At 62.7% G+C, this 22,419-nt stretch carries 16 protein-coding genes and 1 tRNA gene; 10 read left to right on the top strand and 7 right to left on the bottom strand.

The genetic code is table 11. From position 1 onward, the window contains the following. Positions 1-108: 108 nt before the first annotated feature. On the bottom strand, positions 109-4,833 hold the full coding sequence (gltB, locus tag MNR02_RS03290; protein WP_241948070.1) for a glutamate synthase large subunit: 4,725 nt from the start codon (positions 4,831-4,833) through the stop codon (positions 109-111). Between the two features lie 508 nt (positions 4,834-5,341). On the opposite strand from gltB, the gene MNR02_RS03285 reads away from it, so the two are divergent. Then, positions 5,342-6,388 (top strand): low specificity L-threonine aldolase, encoded by a 1,047-nt coding sequence (locus tag MNR02_RS03285; RefSeq protein ID WP_241948069.1) that lies wholly within the window; start codon positions 5,342-5,344, stop codon positions 6,386-6,388. A gap of 56 nt (positions 6,389-6,444) precedes the next feature. On the opposite strand, the gene MNR02_RS03280 is transcribed toward MNR02_RS03285, so the two are convergent. Further along, positions 6,445-6,906 carry an Hsp20 family protein gene (locus tag MNR02_RS03280; protein ID WP_241601939.1) on the bottom strand — a complete coding sequence of 154 codons (462 nt, stop codon included), beginning with the start codon at positions 6,904-6,906 and terminating at the stop codon, positions 6,445-6,447. 443 nt (positions 6,907-7,349) lie between these two features. Here MNR02_RS03280 and MNR02_RS03275 point away from each other — a divergent pair, with 443 nt between their 5' ends. Further along, positions 7,350-8,312 (top strand): alpha/beta fold hydrolase, encoded by a 963-nt coding sequence (locus MNR02_RS03275; RefSeq protein ID WP_241948068.1) that lies wholly within the window; start codon positions 7,350-7,352, stop codon positions 8,310-8,312. Positions 8,313-8,317: 5 nt separating this feature from the next. Here the strand turns inward: MNR02_RS03275 and hisN are convergent, their stop codons facing one another. Together hisN and MNR02_RS03265 are read right to left on the bottom strand one after the other, a co-directional pair. Next, positions 8,318-9,091, bottom strand: coding sequence for a histidinol-phosphatase (gene hisN, locus MNR02_RS03270; protein ID WP_241948067.1), 774 nt, complete (start codon positions 9,089-9,091; stop codon positions 8,318-8,320). A gap of 251 nt (positions 9,092-9,342) precedes the next feature. Continuing rightward, a complete protein-coding gene (locus tag MNR02_RS03265) occupies positions 9,343-10,227 on the bottom strand; it encodes an N-formylglutamate amidohydrolase (RefSeq protein ID WP_241948066.1) in 885 nt (294 codons plus the stop codon). Between the two features lie 190 nt (positions 10,228-10,417). Here MNR02_RS03265 and cpdR1 point away from each other — a divergent pair, with 190 nt between their 5' ends. From cpdR1 to MNR02_RS03240, 5 genes are all read left to right on the top strand, one after another. Next, positions 10,418-10,780, top strand: coding sequence for a response regulator CpdR1 (gene cpdR1, locus MNR02_RS03260; protein ID WP_023512679.1), 363 nt, complete (start codon positions 10,418-10,420; stop codon positions 10,778-10,780). Between the two features lie 95 nt (positions 10,781-10,875). Next, positions 10,876-10,950 (top strand) — tRNA-Val (locus MNR02_RS03255). A gap of 111 nt (positions 10,951-11,061) precedes the next feature. Beyond that, positions 11,062-11,316 (top strand): hypothetical protein, encoded by a 255-nt coding sequence (locus tag MNR02_RS03250; protein WP_241601921.1) that lies wholly within the window; start codon positions 11,062-11,064, stop codon positions 11,314-11,316. A 53-nt stretch (positions 11,317-11,369) separates the two neighbouring features. After that, positions 11,370-11,822: an energy transducer TonB gene (locus MNR02_RS03245; protein WP_241948065.1), complete on the top strand. Its 453-nt coding sequence runs from the start codon at positions 11,370-11,372 to the stop codon at positions 11,820-11,822. Between the two features lie 297 nt (positions 11,823-12,119). Further along, on the top strand, positions 12,120-13,604 hold the full coding sequence (locus MNR02_RS03240) for a nucleobase:cation symporter-2 family protein (RefSeq protein WP_241601913.1): 1,485 nt from the start codon (positions 12,120-12,122) through the stop codon (positions 13,602-13,604). A 69-nt stretch (positions 13,605-13,673) separates the two neighbouring features. Here MNR02_RS03240 and MNR02_RS03235 read toward each other — a convergent pair whose 3' ends face one another. Continuing rightward, positions 13,674-13,814, bottom strand: a complete 141-nt coding sequence (locus tag MNR02_RS03235) for a YgdI/YgdR family lipoprotein (protein ID WP_241601910.1) — start codon at positions 13,812-13,814, stop codon at positions 13,674-13,676. 180 nt (positions 13,815-13,994) lie between these two features. Between MNR02_RS03235 and MNR02_RS03230 the strand changes: the two genes are divergently transcribed. Continuing rightward, positions 13,995-15,524, top strand: a complete 1,530-nt coding sequence (locus MNR02_RS03230; RefSeq protein WP_241948064.1) for a UxaA family hydrolase — start codon at positions 13,995-13,997, stop codon at positions 15,522-15,524. On the opposite strand, the gene MNR02_RS03225 is transcribed toward MNR02_RS03230, so the two are convergent. Together MNR02_RS03225 and MNR02_RS03220 are read right to left on the bottom strand one after the other, a co-directional pair. Continuing rightward, a complete protein-coding gene (locus MNR02_RS03225; protein ID WP_241601905.1) occupies positions 15,525-15,878 on the bottom strand; it encodes a VOC family protein in 354 nt (117 codons plus the stop codon). After that, positions 15,875-16,927 (bottom strand): GntR family transcriptional regulator, encoded by a 1,053-nt coding sequence (locus tag MNR02_RS03220; RefSeq protein ID WP_241948063.1) that lies wholly within the window; start codon positions 16,925-16,927, stop codon positions 15,875-15,877. The genes MNR02_RS03225 and MNR02_RS03220 overlap by 4 nt, the downstream gene beginning before the upstream one ends. 205 nt (positions 16,928-17,132) lie before the next feature. On the opposite strand from MNR02_RS03220, the gene ilvD reads away from it, so the two are divergent. Further along, positions 17,133-18,968 carry a dihydroxy-acid dehydratase gene (gene ilvD / locus MNR02_RS03215; protein ID WP_241948062.1) on the top strand — a complete coding sequence of 612 codons (1,836 nt, stop codon included), beginning with the start codon at positions 17,133-17,135 and terminating at the stop codon, positions 18,966-18,968. Positions 18,969-19,092: 124 nt separating this feature from the next. Further along, on the top strand, positions 19,093-22,416 hold the full coding sequence (locus tag MNR02_RS03210; RefSeq protein ID WP_241948061.1) for a DUF2126 domain-containing protein: 3,324 nt from the start codon (positions 19,093-19,095) through the stop codon (positions 22,414-22,416). Positions 22,417-22,419: the final 3 nt, after the last annotated feature.

Raw genomic sequence — 22,419 nt, 5'->3', positions numbered from 1 at the left:
CCGTTCCGGGGCCCGTGCCGGTCGCAGCCCCCGCTGCAAGACCGGCAAGATGAATTCGATCCTGATCGCTTGAAGCGATCGGTCAGTGAAGGTTGGTGAACCGCTGCCTCACTCGGCAGCGACCCCCATCCTCATGCGCTCCATCTCTTCGAGCGCGCGGCGGTACTCGACCGGCATCACCTTGCGGAATTTCGGACGATAATCGGCCCAATGGTCGAGGATCTCCTTGGCTCGCGGCGAACCTGTATAGTGCAGGTGGTTCGAGACGAGCTGATAAAGCCGTTCCTCGTCATGGCGCGTCATGTCGTCGGACACGTCGACCATGCCCTTGTGCATGAGGTCGCCGCCATGGTGGTGCAGCTTCTCCAGCATGTCGTCTTCTTCCGGCACCGGCTCGAGCTCGACCATCGCCATGTTGCAGCGACGGGCGAAATCGCCGGCTTCGTCAAGCACATAGGCGACACCGCCCGACATGCCAGCCGCGAAGTTGCGCCCCGTCTGGCCGATCACGACGACGACACCGCCCGTCATGTACTCGCAACCATGGTCACCCACGCCTTCGACGACGGCGACCGCACCGGAGTTGCGCACGGCGAAACGCTCGCCGGCCACGCCATTGAAGTAGCACTCGCCTGCAATCGCGCCGTACAGAACGGTGTTACCGACGATGATCGATTCATGCGGCACCGCGCGGTTGCCTTCCGGCGGGCGAACGACGATGCGGCCGCCCGACAGGCCCTTGCCGACATAGTCGTTGCCGGCGCCGACCAGATCGAAGGTTATGCCGCGGGCAAGGAATGCGCCAAAGGACTGGCCCGCCGTGCCATGCAGCTTCACGGAGATCGTATCGTCCTTCAGACCCTTGAAGCCGTAACGCTTGGCCACTTCACCCGAAAGCATAGCACCGGCCGAACGGTCGACGTTCTTGATGTCGACCTCGAAGGCAACAGGAGTCTTGGATTCGAGCGCCGGCTTCGCCTGCTCGATGAGCTTGCGGTCAAGGATGTCGTGGATCGGGTGATTCTGCCGCTCGGTCCAGTAGGTCGCCTCCTTCGGCGCATCCACCTTGTGGAAGATGCGAGAGAAGTCGAGACCATTGGCCTTCCAGTGCGAAATCATCTTCTCCTTCTCTAGAAGCTCCGAGGCGCCGATGATCTCGTTCAGCGAGCGAACGCCGAGCGAAGCCAGGATTTCACGCACCTCTTCGGCCACGAAGAAGAAGTAGTTGATGACGTGTTCGGGCGTACCCTTGAAACGCTTGCGCAGAACCGGGTCCTGCGTGGCGACCCCTACCGGACAGGTGTTGAGGTGGCACTTGCGCATCATGATGCAGCCGGCCGCAATGAGCGGCGCGGTGGCAAAACCGAACTCGTCGGCGCCCAGCAGCGCGCCGATGACGACGTCACGGCCGGTCTTCAAGCCACCATCGACCTGCAAGGCAATGCGCGAACGCAGCTTGTTGAGCACCAGTGTCTGGTGGGTCTCCGCAAGGCCGATTTCCCAGGGGGAGCCGGCATGCTTCAGCGAGGTAAGCGGCGAAGCGCCCGTGCCGCCGTCGAAGCCCGCGACCGTGATATGGTCCGCGCGCGCCTTGGCGACCCCGGCGGCAACCGTGCCGACGCCGACTTCCGAAACGAGCTTCACCGAGATATCCGCCTCGGGATTGACGTTCTTCAGGTCGTAGATGAGCTGCGCCAGATCCTCGATCGAGTAGATATCATGGTGCGGCGGCGGCGAGATGAGGCCGACGCCTGGTGTCGAGTGACGGGTCTTGGCAACCGTCGCATCCACCTTGTGGCCGGGCAGCTGGCCGCCTTCGCCGGGCTTGGCACCCTGCGCCACCTTGATCTGCAGCATGTCGGCATTGACGAGATATTCCGTCGTGACACCGAAGCGACCCGACGCGATCTGCTTGATCGCCGAACGCTCGGGATTGGACGAGCCATCAGGCAGCGGCAGGTAGCGATCGCTCTCCTCGCCGCCTTCGCCGGTGTTCGACTTGCCGCCGATCCGGTTCATGGCGACGGCGAGTGTGGTATGCGCCTCACGGGAAATCGAGCCAAAGGACATGGCGCCCGTAGAGAAGCGCTTGACGATATCGGCTGCGGATTCGACCTCATCGATGGAGATTGGCTTGCGACCCGCCGCTTCCGCGCCCTTGATGGAAAACAGGCCGCGGATCGTGTTCATGCGCAGCGACGAGGCATTCACCAGTTCGGCGAATTCCTTGTAGCGGTCGGCGGCATTGCCGCGCACCGCGTGCTGCAGGGAGGCGATGACGTCGGGCGTCCAGGCGTGTTCCTCACCGCGCATGCGATAGGCGTATTCGCCGCCAATATCGAGCGTGTTGGCAAGCAGCGGATCGCGCCCGAAGGCCGCCTTGTGACGGTTGAAGGTCTCCCGGGCGATCTGTTCCAGGCCGACGCCCTCAATGGTGGTCGCCGTGCCGAAGAAGAACTTGTCGACCAGTTCGGACGACAGCCCGATGGCGTCGAAGATCTGCGCGCCGCAATAGGACTGGTAGGTCGAAATGCCCATCTTGGACATGACCTTGAGAATGCCCTTACCGATCGCCTTGATGTAACGGTAGACGACTTCCTCGGCATCGACTTCCTTCGGAAACTCGCCCCGCTTGTGCATGTCGGTGAGCGTGTCGAATGCGAGATACGGGTTGATCGCTTCCGCGCCGTAGCCGGCGAGCAGGCAGAAATGGTGCACTTCTCGCGGCTCACCGGTCTCCACGACGAGACCGACCGATGTGCGCAGACCCTTGCGGATCAGGTGATGGTGCACGGCGGCCGTTGCGAGCAGTGCCGGGATCGCCACGCGGTCCGGCCCGATCTGGCGGTCGGAAAGCACGATGATGTTGTAGCCGCTGTTGACCGCCTGCTCGGCGCGCTCGCACAGCCGCTCCAGCATTTCCGGCATGCCGTCGGCACCGCGCGCCACGTCATAGGTGAAATCCAGCGTCTTGGTGTCGAAGAGATCCTCGACATGGCCAATGGAGCGGATCTTTTCCAGGTCCCCATTGGTAAGGATCGGCTGACGCACTTCCATGCGCTTGGCCTTGGCCGCGCCGCCATGATCGAGAATGTTCGGACGCGGACCGATGAAGGACACGAGGCTCATGACCAGTTCCTCGCGGATCGGGTCGATGGGCGGGTTCGTCACCTGCGCGAAGTTCTGCTTGAAGTAGGTGTAGAGCAGCTTGGTCTTGTCGGACATGGCCGAGATCGGCGTGTCCGTGCCCATGGAGCCGATCGCCTCCTGCCCCGTCGTCGCCATGGGCGACATCAGGAGCTTGGTGTCTTCTTGGGTGTAGCCGAAGGCCTGCTGGCGGTCGCGCAGCGAGACGTCGCGGCGCAGCGCCCGCGGCTCGACCGGACCGAGGTCTTCCAGAATGATCTGTGTGTTATCCAGCCAGTCGCGGTAGGGATGCTTGGCGGCGAGCGAGGACTTCACCTCCTCGTCGGAGATGATGCGGCCCTCTTCCATGTCGATAAGCAGCATCTTGCCCGGCTGGAGGCGCCACTTCTTGATGATGCTCTCTTCCTTTACGGGCAGCGTGCCGGCTTCCGACGCTAGGATGACGCGGTCGTCATCGGTCACGATATAGCGGGCCGGACGCAGGCCGTTGCGGTCGAGCGTCGCGCCGATCTGCTTGCCATCCGTGAAGGCGACGGCAGCGGGGCCGTCCCACGGCTCCATCAGGGCGGCGTGATACTCGTAGAACGCCTTGCGCTCGGGGCTCATCAGCTGGTTGCCGGCCCAGGCCTCGGGGATCAGCATCATAACGGCATGGGCCATGGAGTAGCCGCCGCGCACGAGGAATTCGAGCGCGTTGTCGAAACAGGCGGTGTCAGACTGGCCCTCATAGGAGATCGGCCAGAGCTTGGTGATGTCTTCACCGAAGAGCGGCGAGGAGACCGAGGCCTGGCGGGCCGCCATCCAGTTGACGTTGCCGCGCAACGTGTTGATTTCGCCGTTATGGGCGACCATGCGATAGGGGTGCGCGAGCTTCCACGACGGGAAAGTGTTGGTCGAGAAGCGCTGGTGCACGAGGGCGACGGCCGATTCGAAACGCGGATCGGCAAGGTCCTTGTAATAGGCGCCGACCTGATAGGCCAGGAACATGCCCTTGTAGACGATGGTCGTCGCAGACAGCGAGACCGGATAGAAATTGCTCTCCTCGCCTTCATATTCGTCATAGATGCGGTTGGAGATCACCTTGCGCAGCGTGAAGAGACGGCGCTCGAACTCGTCGCTCGTCGCGGCTTCACGACCGGCGCCGATGAAGACCTGAACGTGGCGCGGTTCGGTGGCTGCGATCTCCGGCGCCTTGGAGAGAGAGGAATTGTCGACCGGCACATCACGGAAGCCGAGCAGAACCTGCCCCTCCTCCGCGACGACATCTCCGATGACCTTCTTGAAATAATCGACCAGCTTCTCGTCCTGCGGCATGAAGATGTGGCCGACGGCGTATTCGCCTGCCTTCGGCAGCGTAACGCCCTGCTTGGCCATCTCCTCGCGGAAGAAGCGGTCCGGAATCTGTACGAGAATGCCCGCACCGTCGCCCATAAGCGGGTCGGCGCCGACGGCACCGCGATGCGTCAGGTTCTCGAGCATGAACAGCCCGTCCTGCACGATCTGGTGCGACTTCTTGCCTTTCAGATGCGCGACGAAACCGACGCCACAAGCATCGTGCTCATTGCGCGGATCATAGAGTCCTTGTTTTTTTGGCAGGCCCAGGGCGGAAGCGCGCGTTTTGGCGCCCGTCGCAGTCGTCGTCTGCGCCCGGGTCTGCCGATAATCATGTGCTTGGGTCTTCACCATGTCTCTCTCCTGTGGCCCGCATTTCGCAGGCTTTTGCTTCCACCCACATGGCCGCGGCCTGCGTTGCAGCAAGCCTCGGCCATGACTGTCTGTTCCTGAGCGTGACGCGGTCAACCAAGACGACCGATCAGCTAGCGATCATCGGACCGTCCTGGGCGGCGGGGCGTTCTGGAGAGCGGCTCTCCTGGCCCGTCGCCTCTGCCCCGGCCTCGAGGGAGGGGCGTCGCTCGGTCTCTTGACCGAAATAGGACAGCAACCCTGTCCTATTTCATGTGCTCTATGCCAGAAACGCCCTTGGCCTGCAAGGCCATCATGCCAAATAAACACGACCTTATGAAGAAAAATTGCCGCCTTCCACGAAAGCCCGAAATTAAATTACGGGACGGCGCCACATTGTTTCCGTTCCTTTCATTTTCGACGACCCTCACCATGCTGGATCAATGCGGCGATTGATCGCCTTGGTTTCTGCATTATGGTCTGCGCAGCCTTGAACCGTACAGAGATTCCGATGTTTTTCGCTTCCGACAACTGGGCCGGCGCCCATCCAGACATTGCGCAAAGCCTTGTGGAGGTCGCTGGCGGCTTTGCCCCGGCCTACGGCACCAGCACCCTCGACAAGCGTGTGGAAAAAACCTTCTCGGAAATTTTCGAGCGCGATGTCGCCGTTTTCTTCGTCGGCACGGGCACGGCAGCCAATTCGCTTGCGCTCGCAAGCGTCAACCGGCCCGGTGGTCAGGTTTTTTGCCATCGCGAGGCCCACGTAAATGTCGATGAATGCAACGCCCCTGAATTCTTTGCGACCGGCGCCAAGCTCGTGCCCGTCGATGGCCCGGCGGGCAAGATCACACCGGACGCGCTCACCGCGGCCATAGGCCGCTTTCCGCCGGATTTCGTGCATGGCGGCCAGCCGATGGCGGTCAGCATAACACAGGCGACCGAAGCCGGCACGGCCTATACGCTGGACGAGATCGCCGCCCTTTCCGATGTCGTGAAGAACGCCGGACTGCCGCTTCACATGGACGGTGCACGCTTTGCCAATGCGCTCGTGCATCTGGGGACGAGCCCCGCGGAGATGACCTGGAAACGCGGCGTCGACATTCTCTCCTTCGGCGGCACGAAGAACGGCTGCTGGTGTGCGGAGGCTCTGGTCCTCTTCGACACATCGAAAGCCCAGCAGATGCATTTCCTGCGCAAGCGCTCCGCCCAGCTCTTTTCCAAGTCGCGCTTCATGGCCGCGCAATTCGACGCCTATTTCCGCGATGACCTGTGGCTTACCCTCGCCCGCCATTCCAACGGCATGGCGAGCCGACTCGCGGACGGCTTTGCCGCCTCCGACAAGGCCCGCCTCGCCTGGCCAACCGGATCGAACGAACTCTTCGCCATCATCCGCAACGATGTCTTGAAAACGCTGCGGGAAAAAGGTGCGGCCTTCTATGACTGGCCCGCCGGACCGGCCGTGAAAGCGACCCTGCGCGACGACGAGACCTTGGTGCGCCTGGTGACAAGCTTCGCAACCCGCGAGGCCGACGTCGACGCCTTCCTTTCGGCTCTCTGAAACGAAAAAAGGCGGCGCCTTGCGGCACCGCCCTCCTCACTCCGATAAAGCCGGGCTTAGTTGCTCTGGGCTTCGATTTGCTTGGTTTCGCGGTTGACGGCCGCAATCTCGATCCGGCGCGGCTTGGCGGCTTCCGGAATCTCGCGAAGAAGATCGATGTGGAGAAGGCCGTTCTTCAGCGAAGCGGCGCGCACTTCCACATGATCGGCGAGCTGGAAGCGGCGCTCGAAAGCGCGCTTGGCAATGCCGCGGTAGAGATACTGGCTTTCATCAGCCGTTTCGTCTTTCTTTTCGCCCTTGACGGTCAGCGCATGTTCGCGCGCTTCGATCGAAAGCTCGCTTTCATCGAAGCCGGCAACGGCCATGGTGATGCGGTAGGTGTCTTCGCCGGTACGCTCGATATTGTAGGGCGGATAGGTTTGAGCCTGATCAGGCTGACCAAGGCTATCGAGCATGGTGAAAAGACGGTCGAAACCGACGGTGGAACGGTAGAGGGGGGAGAAATCGACGTGACGCATGGTGTCCTCCTTCAGAGCAACGGTTGCGATCTTTCTGAAGGCTGCCCCTGATTTCCGAAGGGTCAGCCCGGTTCATCCGGTCTGCGCCCCATTCTGGCGACGAAGACCTCGACGAGCCCTTTCGGCGCCCGTGTCCATGAGATGGGAACGTCTTTTGGCCCGTTCAAGGGGTTGCCGCGGCCGGAAGACGGCTACGCGATTTTTCCGGCATGAACGGCGGATGAACGTGCACTTCGGATATCGTTCAGCTTGGCCTTGCTAGAAACGCGACATCGGAAGCGAAAGCTTTCGAAGACCGGGGTGCAACGTCCCTTCCGCCCTGGTTAAACTGCGCCGGCTGCATGTGTGCCACCCCCGTTGCCATATGCATCCGGCTTTTTTCTTTGACGGCCCGAGAGCAAGCGCATATCCATCCACTAGCAACCTCGAGACCGCCTGCCCCGATGGATCCGATCCTCCACGCCAGCACCGACAACCCCGTTCCCGAGAACCATTTTGCCGGTTTTCTCGAAGGCCGCGGCGGCGTAAAAATCCGTTACGCCGTCTTCCGCTCAAGCACGCGGGAAGCGAAAGGCACCGTCGTTCTGCTGCAGGGGCGCAGCGAATGCATCGAGAAATATTTCGAGACGATCAACGACCTGACCGCCCGTGGCCTTTGGGTGGCGACGTTCGACTGGCGCGGCCAAGGCGGCTCGGACCGCCTGATCGCCGGAAACCGGGCCGGGCATGTGGCGCGCTTCTCGGATTACGAGGCAGACCTCTCGCTGTTTCTTGAAAAGATCGTGCTGCCGGACGCCCGCCTGCCCTTCTTCATCGTCGCCCATTCGACAGGCGCGCTTGTCGCGCTGTCGCAGGCGCCGAGCCTGGAGAACCGCATCGAACGTATGGTTCTCGCCTCGCCCTTCATCGCGCTCGACGGACAGACGATGAGCCAGCGCAAGATTTCCATCATCGCGCGGCTCGCCTCCTGGACCGGGCTCGGCAAGCGCACCTTTCGCAAGGGCGATCCACGTCTCGATTTTCCACGCAATATCGTCACATCGGACGAGCGTCGCTTCCGGCGCAACCTCGCCATCGTTACGGAACATCCGGAACTATCGATCAGCTGGCCAACGGCACGCTGGCTCAACCAGGCGCTCGCGGCGATGGCGAAGGTGACGCGGCAGGATCACCTGACGCGCATCCGCATTCCCACGCTTCTGCTCTGTGCGACCTCCGATGCCCTCGTGCCACGCGCCGCGGTCGGAAATCTTGCCCGCATCTTCCGCGCCGGCCGTCTGATCGAAATTGACGGCGCGCGGCATGAGCTGTTTCAGGAAGCAGACCGCTATCGCGCCCAGGTGCTGGCCGCCATCGAAGCATTCATTCCGGGCAGCGACGCCGAGGATACCAGCCTCGGCGCCTGAGCCGTTCAGCCCTGGAGCAGCGCGATTGCCTCGTCATAGACGGCGCGGCTTCCGGCCGCGATGATCTCCCCGCCGCGCTCCGCCGGCCCGCCATCCCATGCCGTGATGATGCCGCCCGCCTGCTCGATGACGGGAATTAGGCCGCCCACATCGTAGGGCTTCAGCCCGCATTCCACGACAAGATCGACATGACCGGCCGCCAGCAGCGCATAGGCGTAGCAATCGACGCCATAGCGGAAAAGGCGAACCTTTTCCTGAACGGCCTCGAAACGGTCCCGTCCGCCGCCGGTGAATAGATGCGGCGAGGTCGTGAACATGATCGCATCGGCAAGGCTGGGGCACGACCGGGTGGCCAGGGTCTTACTGCCATCCGGGCCGGCATAATGCGCGGCCTTGCCATCAGCGAAATAGCGTTCGCCGGTAAAAGGCTGGTCGACCATTCCCATGACCGCATCGCCGTTGCGATAGAGGCCAATCAGAGTGCCCCAGACCGGCACGCCGGAAATGAAGGCGCGGGTGCCGTCGATAGGATCGATCACCCAGACATATTCACGGTCGAGACCGACGGAGCCGTGTTCCTCGCCGAGAATGCCATGTTCGGGAAAATGCTGCTCGATCAGCGCGCGGATGGCTGTTTCGGCGGCGCGATCGCCTTCCGTCACCGGATCGAAGCCGCCGGCCTCCTTGTTGACCACGTCAGCGCCGACACGGAAGCGCGGAAGAGTTTCCTTCTTTGCCGCTTCGGCGAGAAGGTCGAAAAAAGCACGATCAGGCAGCATGGAATTCTCTCAAGCGAAGGAAACTGTCCTTCCCATAAAACATTGGCAGGAAAAACGAAACTGGAGAGAGTCACCGCCGTCGCGTCATCTGCTCCAGAGCGATGAATACTTCGCAGTCGCACTTGACATTTGTGCAGCGCAGCATTAGTGTTTTCTGGCAGTCACTTGTGGCTGTAATACCCTCCTTGGGTGTTTCCTCCCTAGACTTGAACCGCGCCACAAGCGCGGTTTTTTTTGGGAGAAAACGGGGCCTATTCGGCAGCGAGCGACCGGTCGGCCGCATATTCCTCGACGTAATCCGAAAAATCCTGAAGGAAAGCAGAGATCGCCGTCTGCAGCACCGCGAAGTCGGGCTTCTTCTCCAGTGTCGTCTCGTCGATATAAAGCCCGCGGTTCACCTCGATCTGCAACGCGTGCAACCCCTTGGCGGGCCGGCCGTAATGCTCCGTGATGAAACCACCCGCATAAGGCTTGTTGCGCACGACGGAAAATCCCATGTCGTCCAGCAGGCGCATGGCGACGCGCGGCAAGTCCCCGGACGCGCTGGTGCCGTAACGGTCGCCAATGATGAAGTCCGGCCGCAGACCCGAGCCTGAAACGCGGATATTGCCAGGCATGGAATGGCAATCGATCAGCACGGCGAACCCGAACGCAACGTGCGTGCGCACCACGAGGCGGCGCAGACAGGCATGATAGGGCTTGTAGACCGTTTCCACCCGCTCGAGCGCTTCTTCCACCGGCAAACGGCCGTTGTAGATTTCCATGTTCTCTGCAACGACCCGTGGCACCGTGCCAAGCCCGCCCGCAACGCGGATCGAGCTGATATTGGCATAGGAGGGTAGCGGCCCGTCGAACATGCGCGGATCGAGTTCATAGGGCTCGCGGTTCACGTCGAGCCAGGCACGCGGAAAGTGCGCAACAAGCATGGGCGCGCCCAGCGCGGGGGCGACGGAGAAGAGCTGGTCGACATAATGGTCTTCCGAGCGGCGGATGCCGAGGGCATCGAGACGCGAACGGGCGAGGAAGTCCTGTGGATAACGTCGCCCGCTATGCGGCGAGTTGAAGACGAGGGGCACGCTCTGCGAAACCGGCTCCAGCACTTCGAAGTGGCTGATTTCGCTGAAAGCCTCCGCCATTGCCGTCCTTTACCATGCCTGAAAGTCATTGCGTCGCCCATGTTGCCAGCGGGCCCAGGCCGTGTCCATACTCGATGGCATATGGATGGGGCTTGTCCTGCCCCATTCACCGGATATTTACCGGAATACGATCTTGTAGCAACAGCGCCCCTCCGCGGGCAGATAACCTCAGCAATGGTTCCCGAATTCCATGACACCAAAGATTCTCCTCGCAGAAGACGACAACGACATGCGCCGCTTCCTGGTGAAGGCGCTCGAAAAGGCGGGCTATCAGGTGCTGTCCTATGACAACGGCGCCAGTGCTTATGACCGGCTTCGCGAAGAACCCTTCTCGCTTCTCCTGACCGATATCGTGATGCCCGAAATGGACGGTATCGAACTGGCGCGCCGCGCGACCGAACTCGATCCCGACCTCAAGGTCATGTTCATCACCGGCTTTGCGGCCGTTGCCCTGAACCCGGATTCCAAGGCCCCGAAGGATGCCAAGGTCCTCTCCAAGCCCTTCCACCTGCGTGATCTCGTGGAAGAGGTCAACAAGATGCTGGCGGCCTAAGCCTCGGAAAAGACCACGAAAACGGCACGTAAAAAAAGCTTCAAAAAGCCTATTGACGCCGCCGGATGTTTTGTGGTCTATGCGCCTCATCGAACGGGCGTGTAGCTCAGCGGGAGAGCACTACGTTGACATCGTAGGGGTCACAGGTTCAATCCCTGTCACGCCCACCATTCGATCCAAAAGGCCCTGTTTTCACAGGGCTTTTTTGTTTTTCGGGTTTCGTGATCGGTTCGCGTCGCCTCCTCATTTCCGAGAAACCGGCAGTGCATAGCGGAGCTCGCATGCGGCTTTATTTCTGGCTCATCGCACTCATCGCCGGCACCCTCTTCCTGGCCATGCTGACGGTCGATTTCGGGCTGACTATTGGCGAGCGGGCGCAGGGTGGGTATGCTGCCCGTACCGCCGAAGAACAGGTGGAAGCGGAAGCGCGCGCGGCCGCCAGCAGGGCGGAGGCGAACGACGCCGCGGACGAAGCGATGAAAGCGCTGGACGCTTTGAACGCTTCCGGCAACAAGGCTGCCGACACGAAGGAATGACGCATTGAACGCTCATCGCCATCACCGATGTTCCACCGGACAAAGAGGATGACATGACGGCACGTTTCTTTCTTGCGGCCTTCGCCACAGCGGCCATTTCGCTTTCCCTCCCCGCCTTCGGGCAGGATGCTACGTCGCAGCGCCCTGCTCCGAGCGACAAGAAGAGCTGGTCGCAGGCTGTCGGCGCACAGATCAAGCGGCAGAGCACGCTTGCGGTGATAAAAGCCCGCGAGCTCGGTCTGGACGGCGATTTCGAGGTCAGCGTCGGGTTTACGATTTCTGTCGACGGCAAGGTCTCCGATGCCCGTATCGTCACATCCTCAGGCAATCCTGACCTGGATGCGGTCGCCATCGACATGGCCAATCGTGCCGCGCCCTTCCCCACTTTTACGCCTGACATGGGAGAAGAGCCCGTATCGTTGGTGGCGCCGATCATTCTGAAGCTGAAGAAGCCCGAAACAGCCGACACGCTGTCCGAACCGGCCCCGCCCGCCGCGGCCGAATAACGTTTGCAAGACAGCTGTGCCGTGCAGGAAAAAGTTGACGACACTCCAACTTTGACGTTCAAATAACGTCGCATACAGCTTGCGTGGAAATTTGCCAATTGCGCAAGCGCTTGAAACGAAAACGGAATTTCGATGATGCCCGGTGTTTCCGGGTAATCTGCCTGTGCGTGATTACCCCGGAAATCCGTAAAGTGTTTATTGCCCGCCTATACTTGCAGCCCGCACCCCGGCTCCCAAAGATGCCCCCTCCCGTTGGAGGACGGGACTTGAGGGGTCGACGTGATAGGAGGAGTATCCATGAGCGACGCATCCAGCATACATCCCGTGGATGAGAGGTTGCCCACGGGCAGGCTCGCCACCCTCGGCATACAGCATGTCCTCGTCATGTATGGCGGGGCGGTCGCGGTGCCGCTGATCGTCGGACGCGCCCTGCAGCTCAGCCCGCAGGACGTCGCCTTCCTCATCTCCGCCGACCTCTTCGTCTGCGGTATCGTCACCATCATCCAGTCTCTCGGCTTCGGGCGCCACGTCGGCATCCGCCTGCCCGTCATGATGGGCGTGACGTTCGCCTCGGTCGGCCCCATGGTCTCCATGGCCAATGCCGTGCCGGGCACGGAGGGTGCGCGCATGATCTTCGGCGCCATCATCGGCGCGGGCTTTATCGCCTTGCTGCTTGCCCCCGTCATGGGCCGGCTGCTGCGCTTCTTCCCGCCCATCGTGACCGGCACAATCATCCTGGTGATCGGCGTTTCGCTGATGCGCGTGGGCATCAACTGGATCTTCGGCAATCCCTTTGGCCCCACCGCCCCCAAGCTGGTGGACCCGGCACACAGCGAATGGCTCGCCCAGATGAAGACGCTGGCAGAAACCGGTGGCCCGGCCGTGCCGGATGGTCTTGCCCTCGCACCGAGCGTTCCAAACCCGATCTATGCCGAGCCCGGCCATATCGCGCTTTCGGCGCTTGTGCTTGTCTCCATCCTGCTTATCGCCCGGTTCGGCCGCGGCCTTATCAGCAATATCGCGGTGCTCTGCGGCGTGATAATCGGCTGTCTCGCCGCATCCATCCTCGGCATGATGCATTTCGACCGCGTTTCGGATGCCGGCTGGTTCGCCGTCGTCACGCCGCTGCATTTCGGCATGCCCATCTTCGATCCCGTGCTGATCGCCACCATGACGCTCGTCATGATCGTCGTCATGATCGAATCGACCGGCATGTTTCTGGCGCTCGGCGAAATCACCGGCCGACAGGTTTCGCAGCAACAGTTGACGGCAGGCCTGCGTGTCGACGGCATCGGCACGATGATCGGCGGCCTGTTCAACACCTTCCCCTATACGAGCTTCTCGCAGAATGTAGGCCTGGTCGGCGTTACCGGCGTAAAAAGCCGCCATGTCTGCGTGGCCGGCGGCATCATCATGATCGTGCTCGGCCTTATCCCGAAGATGGGCGCGCTGGTGGAAGCCGTGCCCACCTTCGTTCTGGGCGGCGCGGGACTGGTGATGTTCGGCATGGTCGCGGCAACAGGCGTGCGCATTCTCTCGACGGTAGACTTCAAGTCCTCGCGCAACAACCTGTTCATCGTCGCGGTCTCTGTCGGTTTCGGCCTGATCCCGCTTCTGGCGCCGAACTACCTGATGTGGATGCCGCATGCGATCCACCCGATCATCGAATCGGGCATCGTGCTGGCGTCCATCGCCGCTGTGGTTCTCAACGCCTTCTTCAATGGCGTGCGCTTCGAACAGGCCTCGGCGATCGATGCCGCAAGACTCGCCGACAGCCACTGAAGCACAAGCCAAACAAGAAAGCCGGTCCGTTCATTGCGGGCCGGCTTTTCTTTTTTCGTGATCGGATGATCAGTTCAGCGGAACCCGCATGCCACCGTCCGAAACCGGCGGGCGTGCATAGGTGGTGTTGTCGGCCGACGACGTCGTGCTGCAACCCGCAAGCGACAGAACAGCAAAAGCGGCGGCGATGACGCCGATGATGGGACGCATGGACCTCTCCTTCGTAGTGAACGCAAAACACATAGGCTCTTGAGCGGCATCCGTCCACCGGCGGGGCACGCGGAAAAAGCGCGCGGCCAGTGAAAAGACCCAGGCCATCGCGACACGCCGCCATAAATATTGACTTTTGCTGGCAAAGTGCATAATGCGCAGACCAACAGAGGAAATGCGATGATTGCCGATCTTCCCGCCGTGCTCGTACTCAACGCTAAGGACAATGTCGGCGTCGTGCCTGCCAATGTCGATGCCGGCCGCGCGCTGGTGAACGGCGTCATTGCCGCCGAGCGCATTCCGCGCGGTCACAAGGTGGCGATCTCTCTCATTGCCGAGGGCGCACCCGTGCTGAAATACGGCCAGATCATCGGCTACGCGACGAAGGCCATCCAGCCCGGCGAGCATGTGCATCTGCAGAACCTCGCCATCCTGGATCTGGCACTGAAGCATGAATTCTGCGTGGACAATGCTCCGCCCGTCATGGTGCCGGCGGAGCGGCGACGCACCTTCGACGGCTTCGACCGCGGTAACGGCCGTATCGGCACCCGCAACTATATCGGTATCCTCTCGACCGTGAACTGTTCCGCCACGGTCTCGCGCTATGTGGCCGAGCATTATGCCCGCAGGTTCCGCGAGGCCGGCCACGACAATATCGATGGTGTGGTGGCGCTGACCTATGGCGGCGGTTGCGCGCTGAACCTCCGGTCCGAGGGCGGGCGCATTCTCACCCGTACCTTCAAAGGCTATGCACGCAATCCGAATTTCGGCGGCATCCTGATGATCGGCCTGGGTTGCGAGACCTTTCAATACGGCCCGCTCGTGGAAGAGGCCGGGCTGGAGGAAGGCAAGACCTTCCGCACCATGATGATCCAGAACCAGGGCGGCACGCGAAAGACGATCGAGGCAGCCTGCGAGATGATCGACGACATGCTGCCGGATGTCGGCCGCATCCGCCGCACGCCACAGCCGCTTTCGGGCATCAAGCTGGCGCTCGAATGCGGTGGATCGGACGGCTATTCGGGCATCTCCGCCAATCCGGCGCTGGGCATCGCCTCGGACCTCCTTGTGAGGGAGGGCGCGACGACGGTGCTCTCCGAGACACCCGAAATCTATGGCGCAGAACACCTGCTGACCCGCCGCGCCGCCCGGCCGGAGGTCGCAGAAAAGCTCCTGTCGCGCATTGATTGGTGGCGCGACTACACGGCGCGCAATGATGCCGAACTCAACAACAACCCCTCTTTCGGCAACAAGGCGGGCGGCCTGACGACCATCCTCGAAAAATCACTCGGCGCGGTCGCCAAAGGTGGCTCCATGCCGCTCAATGCCGTCTATGAATATGCAGAGGAAGTGACGGAGCCGGGCTTCGTCTTCATGGACACGCCCGGCTACGATCCGGCGGCCGTGACCGGGCAGATCGCCGGCGGTTGCAATCTCGTCGCCTTCACCACAGGCCGCGGTTCGGTTTCCGGCTACAAGCCGGCCCCCTGCATCAAGATCGCCACGAACACGCCCATGTACGAACACATCAAGGACGACATGGATATCAACTGCGGCACCATTGTCGACGGCAGCGAGACGATCGAAGAGGCCGGCCGCCGTATTTTCGAATTCGTCATCGAGACCGCGTCCGGACGCAAGACGGCAAGCGAGGCCTTCGATTACGGCGACAACGAGTTCGTGCCCTGGCAGGTCGGCGCTATCACCTGATCATCGCGTGTGCATGACGATATTGATGAGGGTGCCGGCGGGATCGCGCACGAAGAAGCGGCGCACCCCCCAGGGCTCGTCCACCGGCCCGTATTCGATGGTATGACCGCCAGCACGCGCAGCCAGATACGCCGCCTCGACATCGTCGACCTCGACCGAAAGCGCCGGCACCGGCGTGCCGGACCCGCCTTCGGAGGCAAAGCTCACCTGTGGTGATGTCTGGCTTTGGTTGCCATAAGTCACGATCCAGCCATGGTCCATCAACAGGTCAAGACCCAGCACCTCCCTGTAGAAGGCGGCCACCTCCGCAGGATCGGTCGTCGCTATATTGGCGACGATGCGCTTGACCTTCATGCCGGTTCTCCCGCGCGCGCCACCAGCGTCGCATAGGCCGGCGTGTCCGGCCGGTGCACCCCGCGCAGTTCCGCAACGCGGCCGATCACCTTGGGCAGCGAAACGACGATATGATGGCGCAGCGTCTCGGCCGCCCGGGCGAAATCCTCGACATCGAGCGCGCGAAACACCGCGAGGTGCTCGGCGATGAAAGGCTCGTCTTCCGGCATGCGGTGCGAGACGCCGATGACATGCTTGCTGACATTCAGCATGAAATGGGCGCGACGCAACGCGATCAGCAGTTCGCGGTTCGGGCAATAGCCAAGGCAGGTGATGTGCAGGTCCGTTTCCAGATTATCCATCGCCTCGACGGACAGGGCAGGATAGACGGCCAGCGCCTCTTCCAGCCGCTCCGTCATCGCCTGCCGCTCAGCCGGCGGAATGAAGGGGGCCGCCTGCAGCAATGCGACGGGCTCCAGCGCGACACGAATGGCATGCAGGTCGCGCATGCGTTGTTCATCGAGCGGAACCAGCGTCCAGCGCATGCGCTCGTCCTTCTCGACGATACCGAGGGCTTCCAGCCGCATAAGCGCATCGCGCGCCACCTGCCGGCCGACGCCGCGGGCGCGCGCCAGCTCCACCTCGTTGATGCGGTAGCGCCCGAACACGGAGAGGTGCACCATTTCCCGTTCAAGGCTCTCGTAGATTGCCTCCCAGCCTGGGGCCTTGCGCAACGCCGGCGCCTCCTCGTCGAGGCCCAGCATGTCCGCCGTCAGCGCCACCCGTTTCGGCCCGCTGCGGCCCTGCCCGACAAGGAACCCGCGCCCGTCGAACCGGCGTACCATGCCCCCCTCTTCGAGAAGGGCGAGTGCTTGGCGAACCGGCGTTCGGGTGGAGGCGAAAAGCGTGGCGACCGGCCCCTCCAGCAAGAGCGCGCCTTTCGGCAGGCGGCCGCCGGAGATCGCATCGGCCAGCACGTCGCGTATACGCAGGTAGAGCGGGCTCTTGTCGAGCGCCGCCTCCACGCCTTCTCCGCCGGCCTCCGCCAAACCCTGACTGCTTTCGTTCATGGCGCGGACCATGCCACGAATGCACCATGCCGACAACGGTCAGCACATAGCCCGCTTCTGGCAAGGAAATTGCGCCGCGCCGGCAAAAAATCGTCATTCCTTTCGTGACGCGCGAGGCGTTTTGCGCTAGGGAACCCTCTCAAGGCTCGCAATGCGGCCGCCAAGGCCCCATATGCCAGCCGCGTCCATCTCCGAGGAACTGACCATGCCCGCATATCGCTCCCGAACCACCACCCACGGCCGCAACATGGCCGGTGCCCGCGGCCTCTGGCGCGCGACCGGCATGAAGGACTCGGACTTCGGCAAGCCGATCATTGCGGTGGTGAACTCCTTCACCCAATTCGTGCCAGGTCATGTGCACCTGAAGGACCTCGGCCAGCTCGTTGCACGCGAGATCGAGAAGGCCGGCGGCGTCGCCAAGGAATTCAACACGATCGCCGTCGACGACGGCATCGCCATGGGCCATGACGGCATGCTCTATTCGCTGCCGTCGCGCGAGGTCATCGCAGACTCCGTCGAGTACATGGTCAACGCGCACTGCGCCGATGCCATGGTCTGCATCTCCAACTGCGACAAGATCACGCCCGGCATGCTGAACGCCGCGATGCGCCTCAACATCCCCTCCGTCTTCGTCTCCGGTGGCCCGATGGAAGCGGGCAAGGTCGTTCTGCACGGCAAGACCCATGCGCTCGACCTCGTTGACGCCATGGTCGCCGCCGCCGACGACAAGATGTCCGACGAGGACGTCAAGGTCATTGAGCGCTCGGCCTGCCCGACCTGTGGCTCGTGCTCGGGCATGTTCACCGCCAACTCGATGAACTGTCTGACGGAAGCACTCGGCCTGTCGCTGCCCGGCAACGGCTCTACGCTGGCCACCCATGCGGACCGCAAGCGCCTCTTCGTCGAGGCCGGCCACCTGATCGTTGATGTCGCCCGCCGCTATTACGAGCAGGAGGACGACAGCATCCTGCCGCGCAACGTCGCCAACAAGCGAGCCTTCGAAAACGCCATGTCGCTCGATATCGCCATGGGCGGCTCGACCAACACGGTGCTGCACATCCTCGCCGCCGCGTATGAAGGCGGCATCGACTTCGACCTCGACGACATCGACGAGTTGTCGCGCCGCGTGCCGTGCCTTTCAAAGGTGGCGCCCGCCAAGCAGGACGTGCACATGGAAGACGTGCACCGTGCCGGCGGCATCATGCGCATTCTCGGCGAACTGGAGCGCGGCGGCCTGATCCACCGCGACACCCCGACCGTTCATGCCGAAACACTGGGCGACGCGATCGACCGCTGGGACATCACGCGCACTTCCAGCGAGACCGTGCGCACCTTCTTCCGCGCAGCACCGGGCGGCATCCCGACCCAGGTCGCCTTCAGCCAGGAAGCCCGCTGGGACGAACTCGACACGGACGGCGAAAACGGCGTCATCCGCTCCGTCGAACACCCATTCTCCAAGGATGGCGGCCTGGCCGTTCTCTCTGGCAACATCGCGCTCGACGGCTGCATCGTGAAGACGGCCGGCGTCGATGAATCGATCCTGAAATTCTCGGGCCCTGCCGTGGTCTATGAGAGCCAGGATGCGGCCGTGAAGGGCATTCTCGGCAACGAGGTCAAGGCTGGCGATGTTGTCGTCATCCGCTACGAGGGCCCTAAGGGCGGCCCGGGCATGCAGGAAATGCTCTATCCCACGAGCTACCTGAAGTCGAAGGGCCTCGGAAAGGCCTGCGCGCTGATCACCGACGGCCGCTTCTCCGGCGGCACCTCTGGTCTGTCGATCGGTCATGCCTCACCCGAGGCGGCGCAGGGCGGTGCCATCGGCCTCGTGCGTCAGGGCGACCTGATCGAGATCGACATCCCGAACCGCACCATCAACCTTGCCGTTTCGGAAGACGAACTTGCAGCCCGTCGCGCCGAACAGGACAAGCTCGGCTGGAAGCCGGCTGCTCCGCGCAAGCGCAATGTCACGACGGCGCTGAAGGCCTATGCCGCCTTTGCCGCCAGTGCCGACAAGGGCGCCGTGCGCATCCTGCCGGAATAAGGTTTTCCCGGGCGCGCGGCTTTCGCTCCGCGCCCGGCTGCGATCCCGCTTGCAATCTTTCTTCGCAGCGCACAAAATCCTCTCGATGGCGGCGTGAGACCGCCCGAGGGGAACAAGAGCGCGTATGTCGATCAAGGCCGGTATCTACCACCTCACCCATTACATCTACGACAAACCGGTCCGCCTCGGACCCCAGATCATCCGGCTGAAGCCGGCGGCACATTCCAAGACCAAGGTAATCAGCCACGCGCTGAAGGTTTCGCCCGAAAACCACTTCGTAAACCTGCAGCAGGACCCGTACGGCAATTACCTTGCCCGCTACGTCTTTCCCGATCCGGTCACCGAACTGAAGATCGAGGTCGACCTCGTCGCTGACATGACCGTCTACAATCCCTTCGACTTCTTCGTCGAAGAGCAGGCGGAACAATGGCCGTTCGACTATCCGGAAGACCTGCGCGAAGATCTCGAGATCTACCGTACCCCCGAACCCATGAGCGCCGCACTCGAAGCCTTCATGGCGACGGTCGATCGCACACCCGGGCAACGCACGGTGGACATGGTCGTGGGGCTGAACGCGCGCCTCCAGCAGAAGATCGGCTATGTCATCCGCATGGAACCGGGCGTGCAAACGCCCGAAGAGACGCTGGAAGTCGGCCTTGGATCTTGCCGCGATTCGAGCTGGCTGCTCGTGCAGATCCTTCGCAACCTTGGCTTTGCGGCCCGCTTCGTCTCCGGCTATCTCATCCAGCTGACGCCGGACCTGAAGGCACTCGACGGCCCCTCCGGGACCGAAGTCGATTTCACGGATCTGCATGCCTGGTGCGAGGTCTATCTGCCAGGCGCCGGGTGGATCGGCCTCGATCCGACATCCGGCCTCCTGACCGGCGAGAGCCACATACCGCTTGCCGCCACGCCGCACTACCGCAATGCGGCCCCGATCAGCGGCGGCTATTTCGGCGAGGCGAACACCGCGTTCGATTTCGCGATGACGGTGGATCGCGTGGCCGAGCATCCGCGCATCACAAAGCCTTTCTCCGAAGAAAGCTGGGAAGCGCTGAATGCGCTCGGCCGCGATGTGGACGGCGTGCTGGCGGCAAACGACGTGCGCCTCACCATGGGCGGCGAGCCGACTTTCGTTTCCATCGACGATTTCGAATCGGGCGAGTGGAATACAGATGCCGTCGGCCCCACCAAACGCGAGAAGGCCGACCAACTGATCCGTCGCCTGCGTCAGCGTTTCGCGCCGGGCGGCTTCCTGCATTACGGACAGGGCAAGTGGTATCCCGGCGAAAGCCTGCCGCGCTGGACCTTCTCGCTTTATTGGCGACGCGATGGCAAGCCGATCTGGCGTAATCCGGACCTGATTGCCGAGGAAGGCAGCGATGCCGCCGTGAGCGAAGCCGACGCGGCGGCCCTTCTCGGCGCTGTCGCGCAGGAACTTGGTCTCGCGCCCGATCTGGTCCAGCCCGCCTACGAGGATCCTGCTGAGTGGATCATCAAAGAAGGCAACCTGCCAGACAATGTCGATCCGTCGAACTCGAAACTCGAAGACCCAGAGGAGCGTAACCGCATCGCGCGCGTCTTCGAGCGCGGCTTGACCAAACCGACCGGCCACATCCTGCCGGTGCAGGCGTGGAACGCAAAGGCGACCGGCAAGCGCTGGATCAGCGAGCGATGGCAGACGCGCCGCGGCAAGATCTTCCTCGTTCCCGGCGACAGCCCCGTCGGCTATCGCCTGCCGCTCGGCGCCCTGCCCCACCTGCCGCCATCGGATTATCCCTACATCAATCCGGCCGATCCCTCGGAGGTAAAGCCGCCGCTGCCGGACTTTGCCGAGGGCGGCCGCGCAATGGCCGAGGCGTCGTTTCAGGCGAGTGATGCCGGGCAGCAGGGCCGCGTCGAGCAGGTTCGCAGCGACATCGTCGGCACCGTGCGCACGGCCATGAGCGTCGAGGCCCGCGATGGCAGGCTGTGCGTCTTCATGCCGCCCGTCGAACGCGTGGAAGATTACCTCGAACTGGTGACGGCTGCAGAACAGGCGGCGACCCGTCTCAACCTCGCCGTCCACATCGAAGGCTATGCGCCACCGCAGGACGAGCGTCTCAACGTCATCCGCGTCGCTCCCGATCCCGGTGTCATCGAGGTCAATATCCATCCCGCCTCCAGCTGGCAGGATTGCGTCGACATCACCAGCGCGGTCTACGAGGAGGCGCGGCTTTCGCGGCTCGGCGCAGACAAGTTCATGATCGATGGGCGCCATACCGGCACGGGCGGTGGCAACCATGTGGTCGTCGGCGGCAGGAACCCGAATGACAGCCCGTTCCTGCGCCGGCCGGACCTGCTGAAGAGCCTCGTGCTGCACTGGCAGCGCCACCCCTCGCTTTCCTATCTCTTCTCCGGTCTCTTCATCGGGCCGACGAGCCAGGCGCCGCGCATGGACGAGGCGCGCCACGATTCGCTGTATGAACTGGAGATCGCGCTCGCGCAGGTTCCGCCCCCCGGCCAAGGCGCACCGCCCCTGCCGTGGCTCGTCGACAGGCTCTTCCGCAACCTGCTCACCGATGTCACGGGCAACACGCATCGCTCGGAAATCTGCATCGACAAACTGTTCTCGCCGGATGGACCCACCGGACGACTGGGCCTTGTGGAATTTCGCGGTTTCGAAATGCCGCCCAATGCCCGCATGAGCCTTGCCCAGCAATTGCTGATCCGCGCGCTCATTGCCCGCTTCTGGCTGAACCCGGCCGAAGGCGGCTTCGTGCGCTGGGGCACGACGCTGCATGACCGTTTCATGCTTCCGCACTATGTCTGGCAGGATTTTCTCGACGTGCTGGCCGACCTGCGCGCCAACGGCTTCGATCTCAGGCCGGAATGGTTCGCCGCCCAGCTGGAGTTCCGCTTTCCCTTCTGTGGCGAGGTGGAATACGAAGGTGTCGGCTTGGAGGTGCGCCAGGCGCTGGAGCCATGGCACGTCATGGGCGAACAGGGCGCGATCGGCGGCACCGTCCGCTATGTCGATTCCTCTGTCGAACGCCTCCAGGTGAAGCTCGAAACAACGAACCCGGCGCGCTACACCGTGGCCTGCAATGGCCGCCCGGTGCCGCTGAAGCCGACGGGCACGCAGGGCGTTTCCGTCGGCGGCGTGCGCTACAAGGCCTGGCAACCCGCCTCCGGCCTCCATCCTGTGCTGCCCGTCAACGCCCCGCTTACATTTGACATTTATGATACATGGTCGCGGCGGGCGATCGGGGGCTGCATTTATCACGTTGCCCATCCGGGCGGACGCAACTATGACACCTTCCCGGTGAACGGAAACGAGGCCGAGGCGCGCCGGCTGGCGCGATTCGAACCGTGGGGTCACCGGGCGGGCGGCTACACGCTGTGGCCGGAAACGCCGTCGGCGGATTTCCCGCTGACGCTGGATCTGCGCCGCCCGCCGGGGCTCTAGCCG

Origin of the sequence: Shinella sp. H4-D48, from assembly GCF_022637395.1 — a bacterium.
Taxonomy (GTDB): domain Bacteria; phylum Pseudomonadota; class Alphaproteobacteria; order Rhizobiales; family Rhizobiaceae; genus Shinella; species Shinella sedimenti.
The sequence above is the reverse complement of the archived record's forward strand: the minus strand, read 5'-3'. Positions and strand labels throughout refer to the sequence as shown.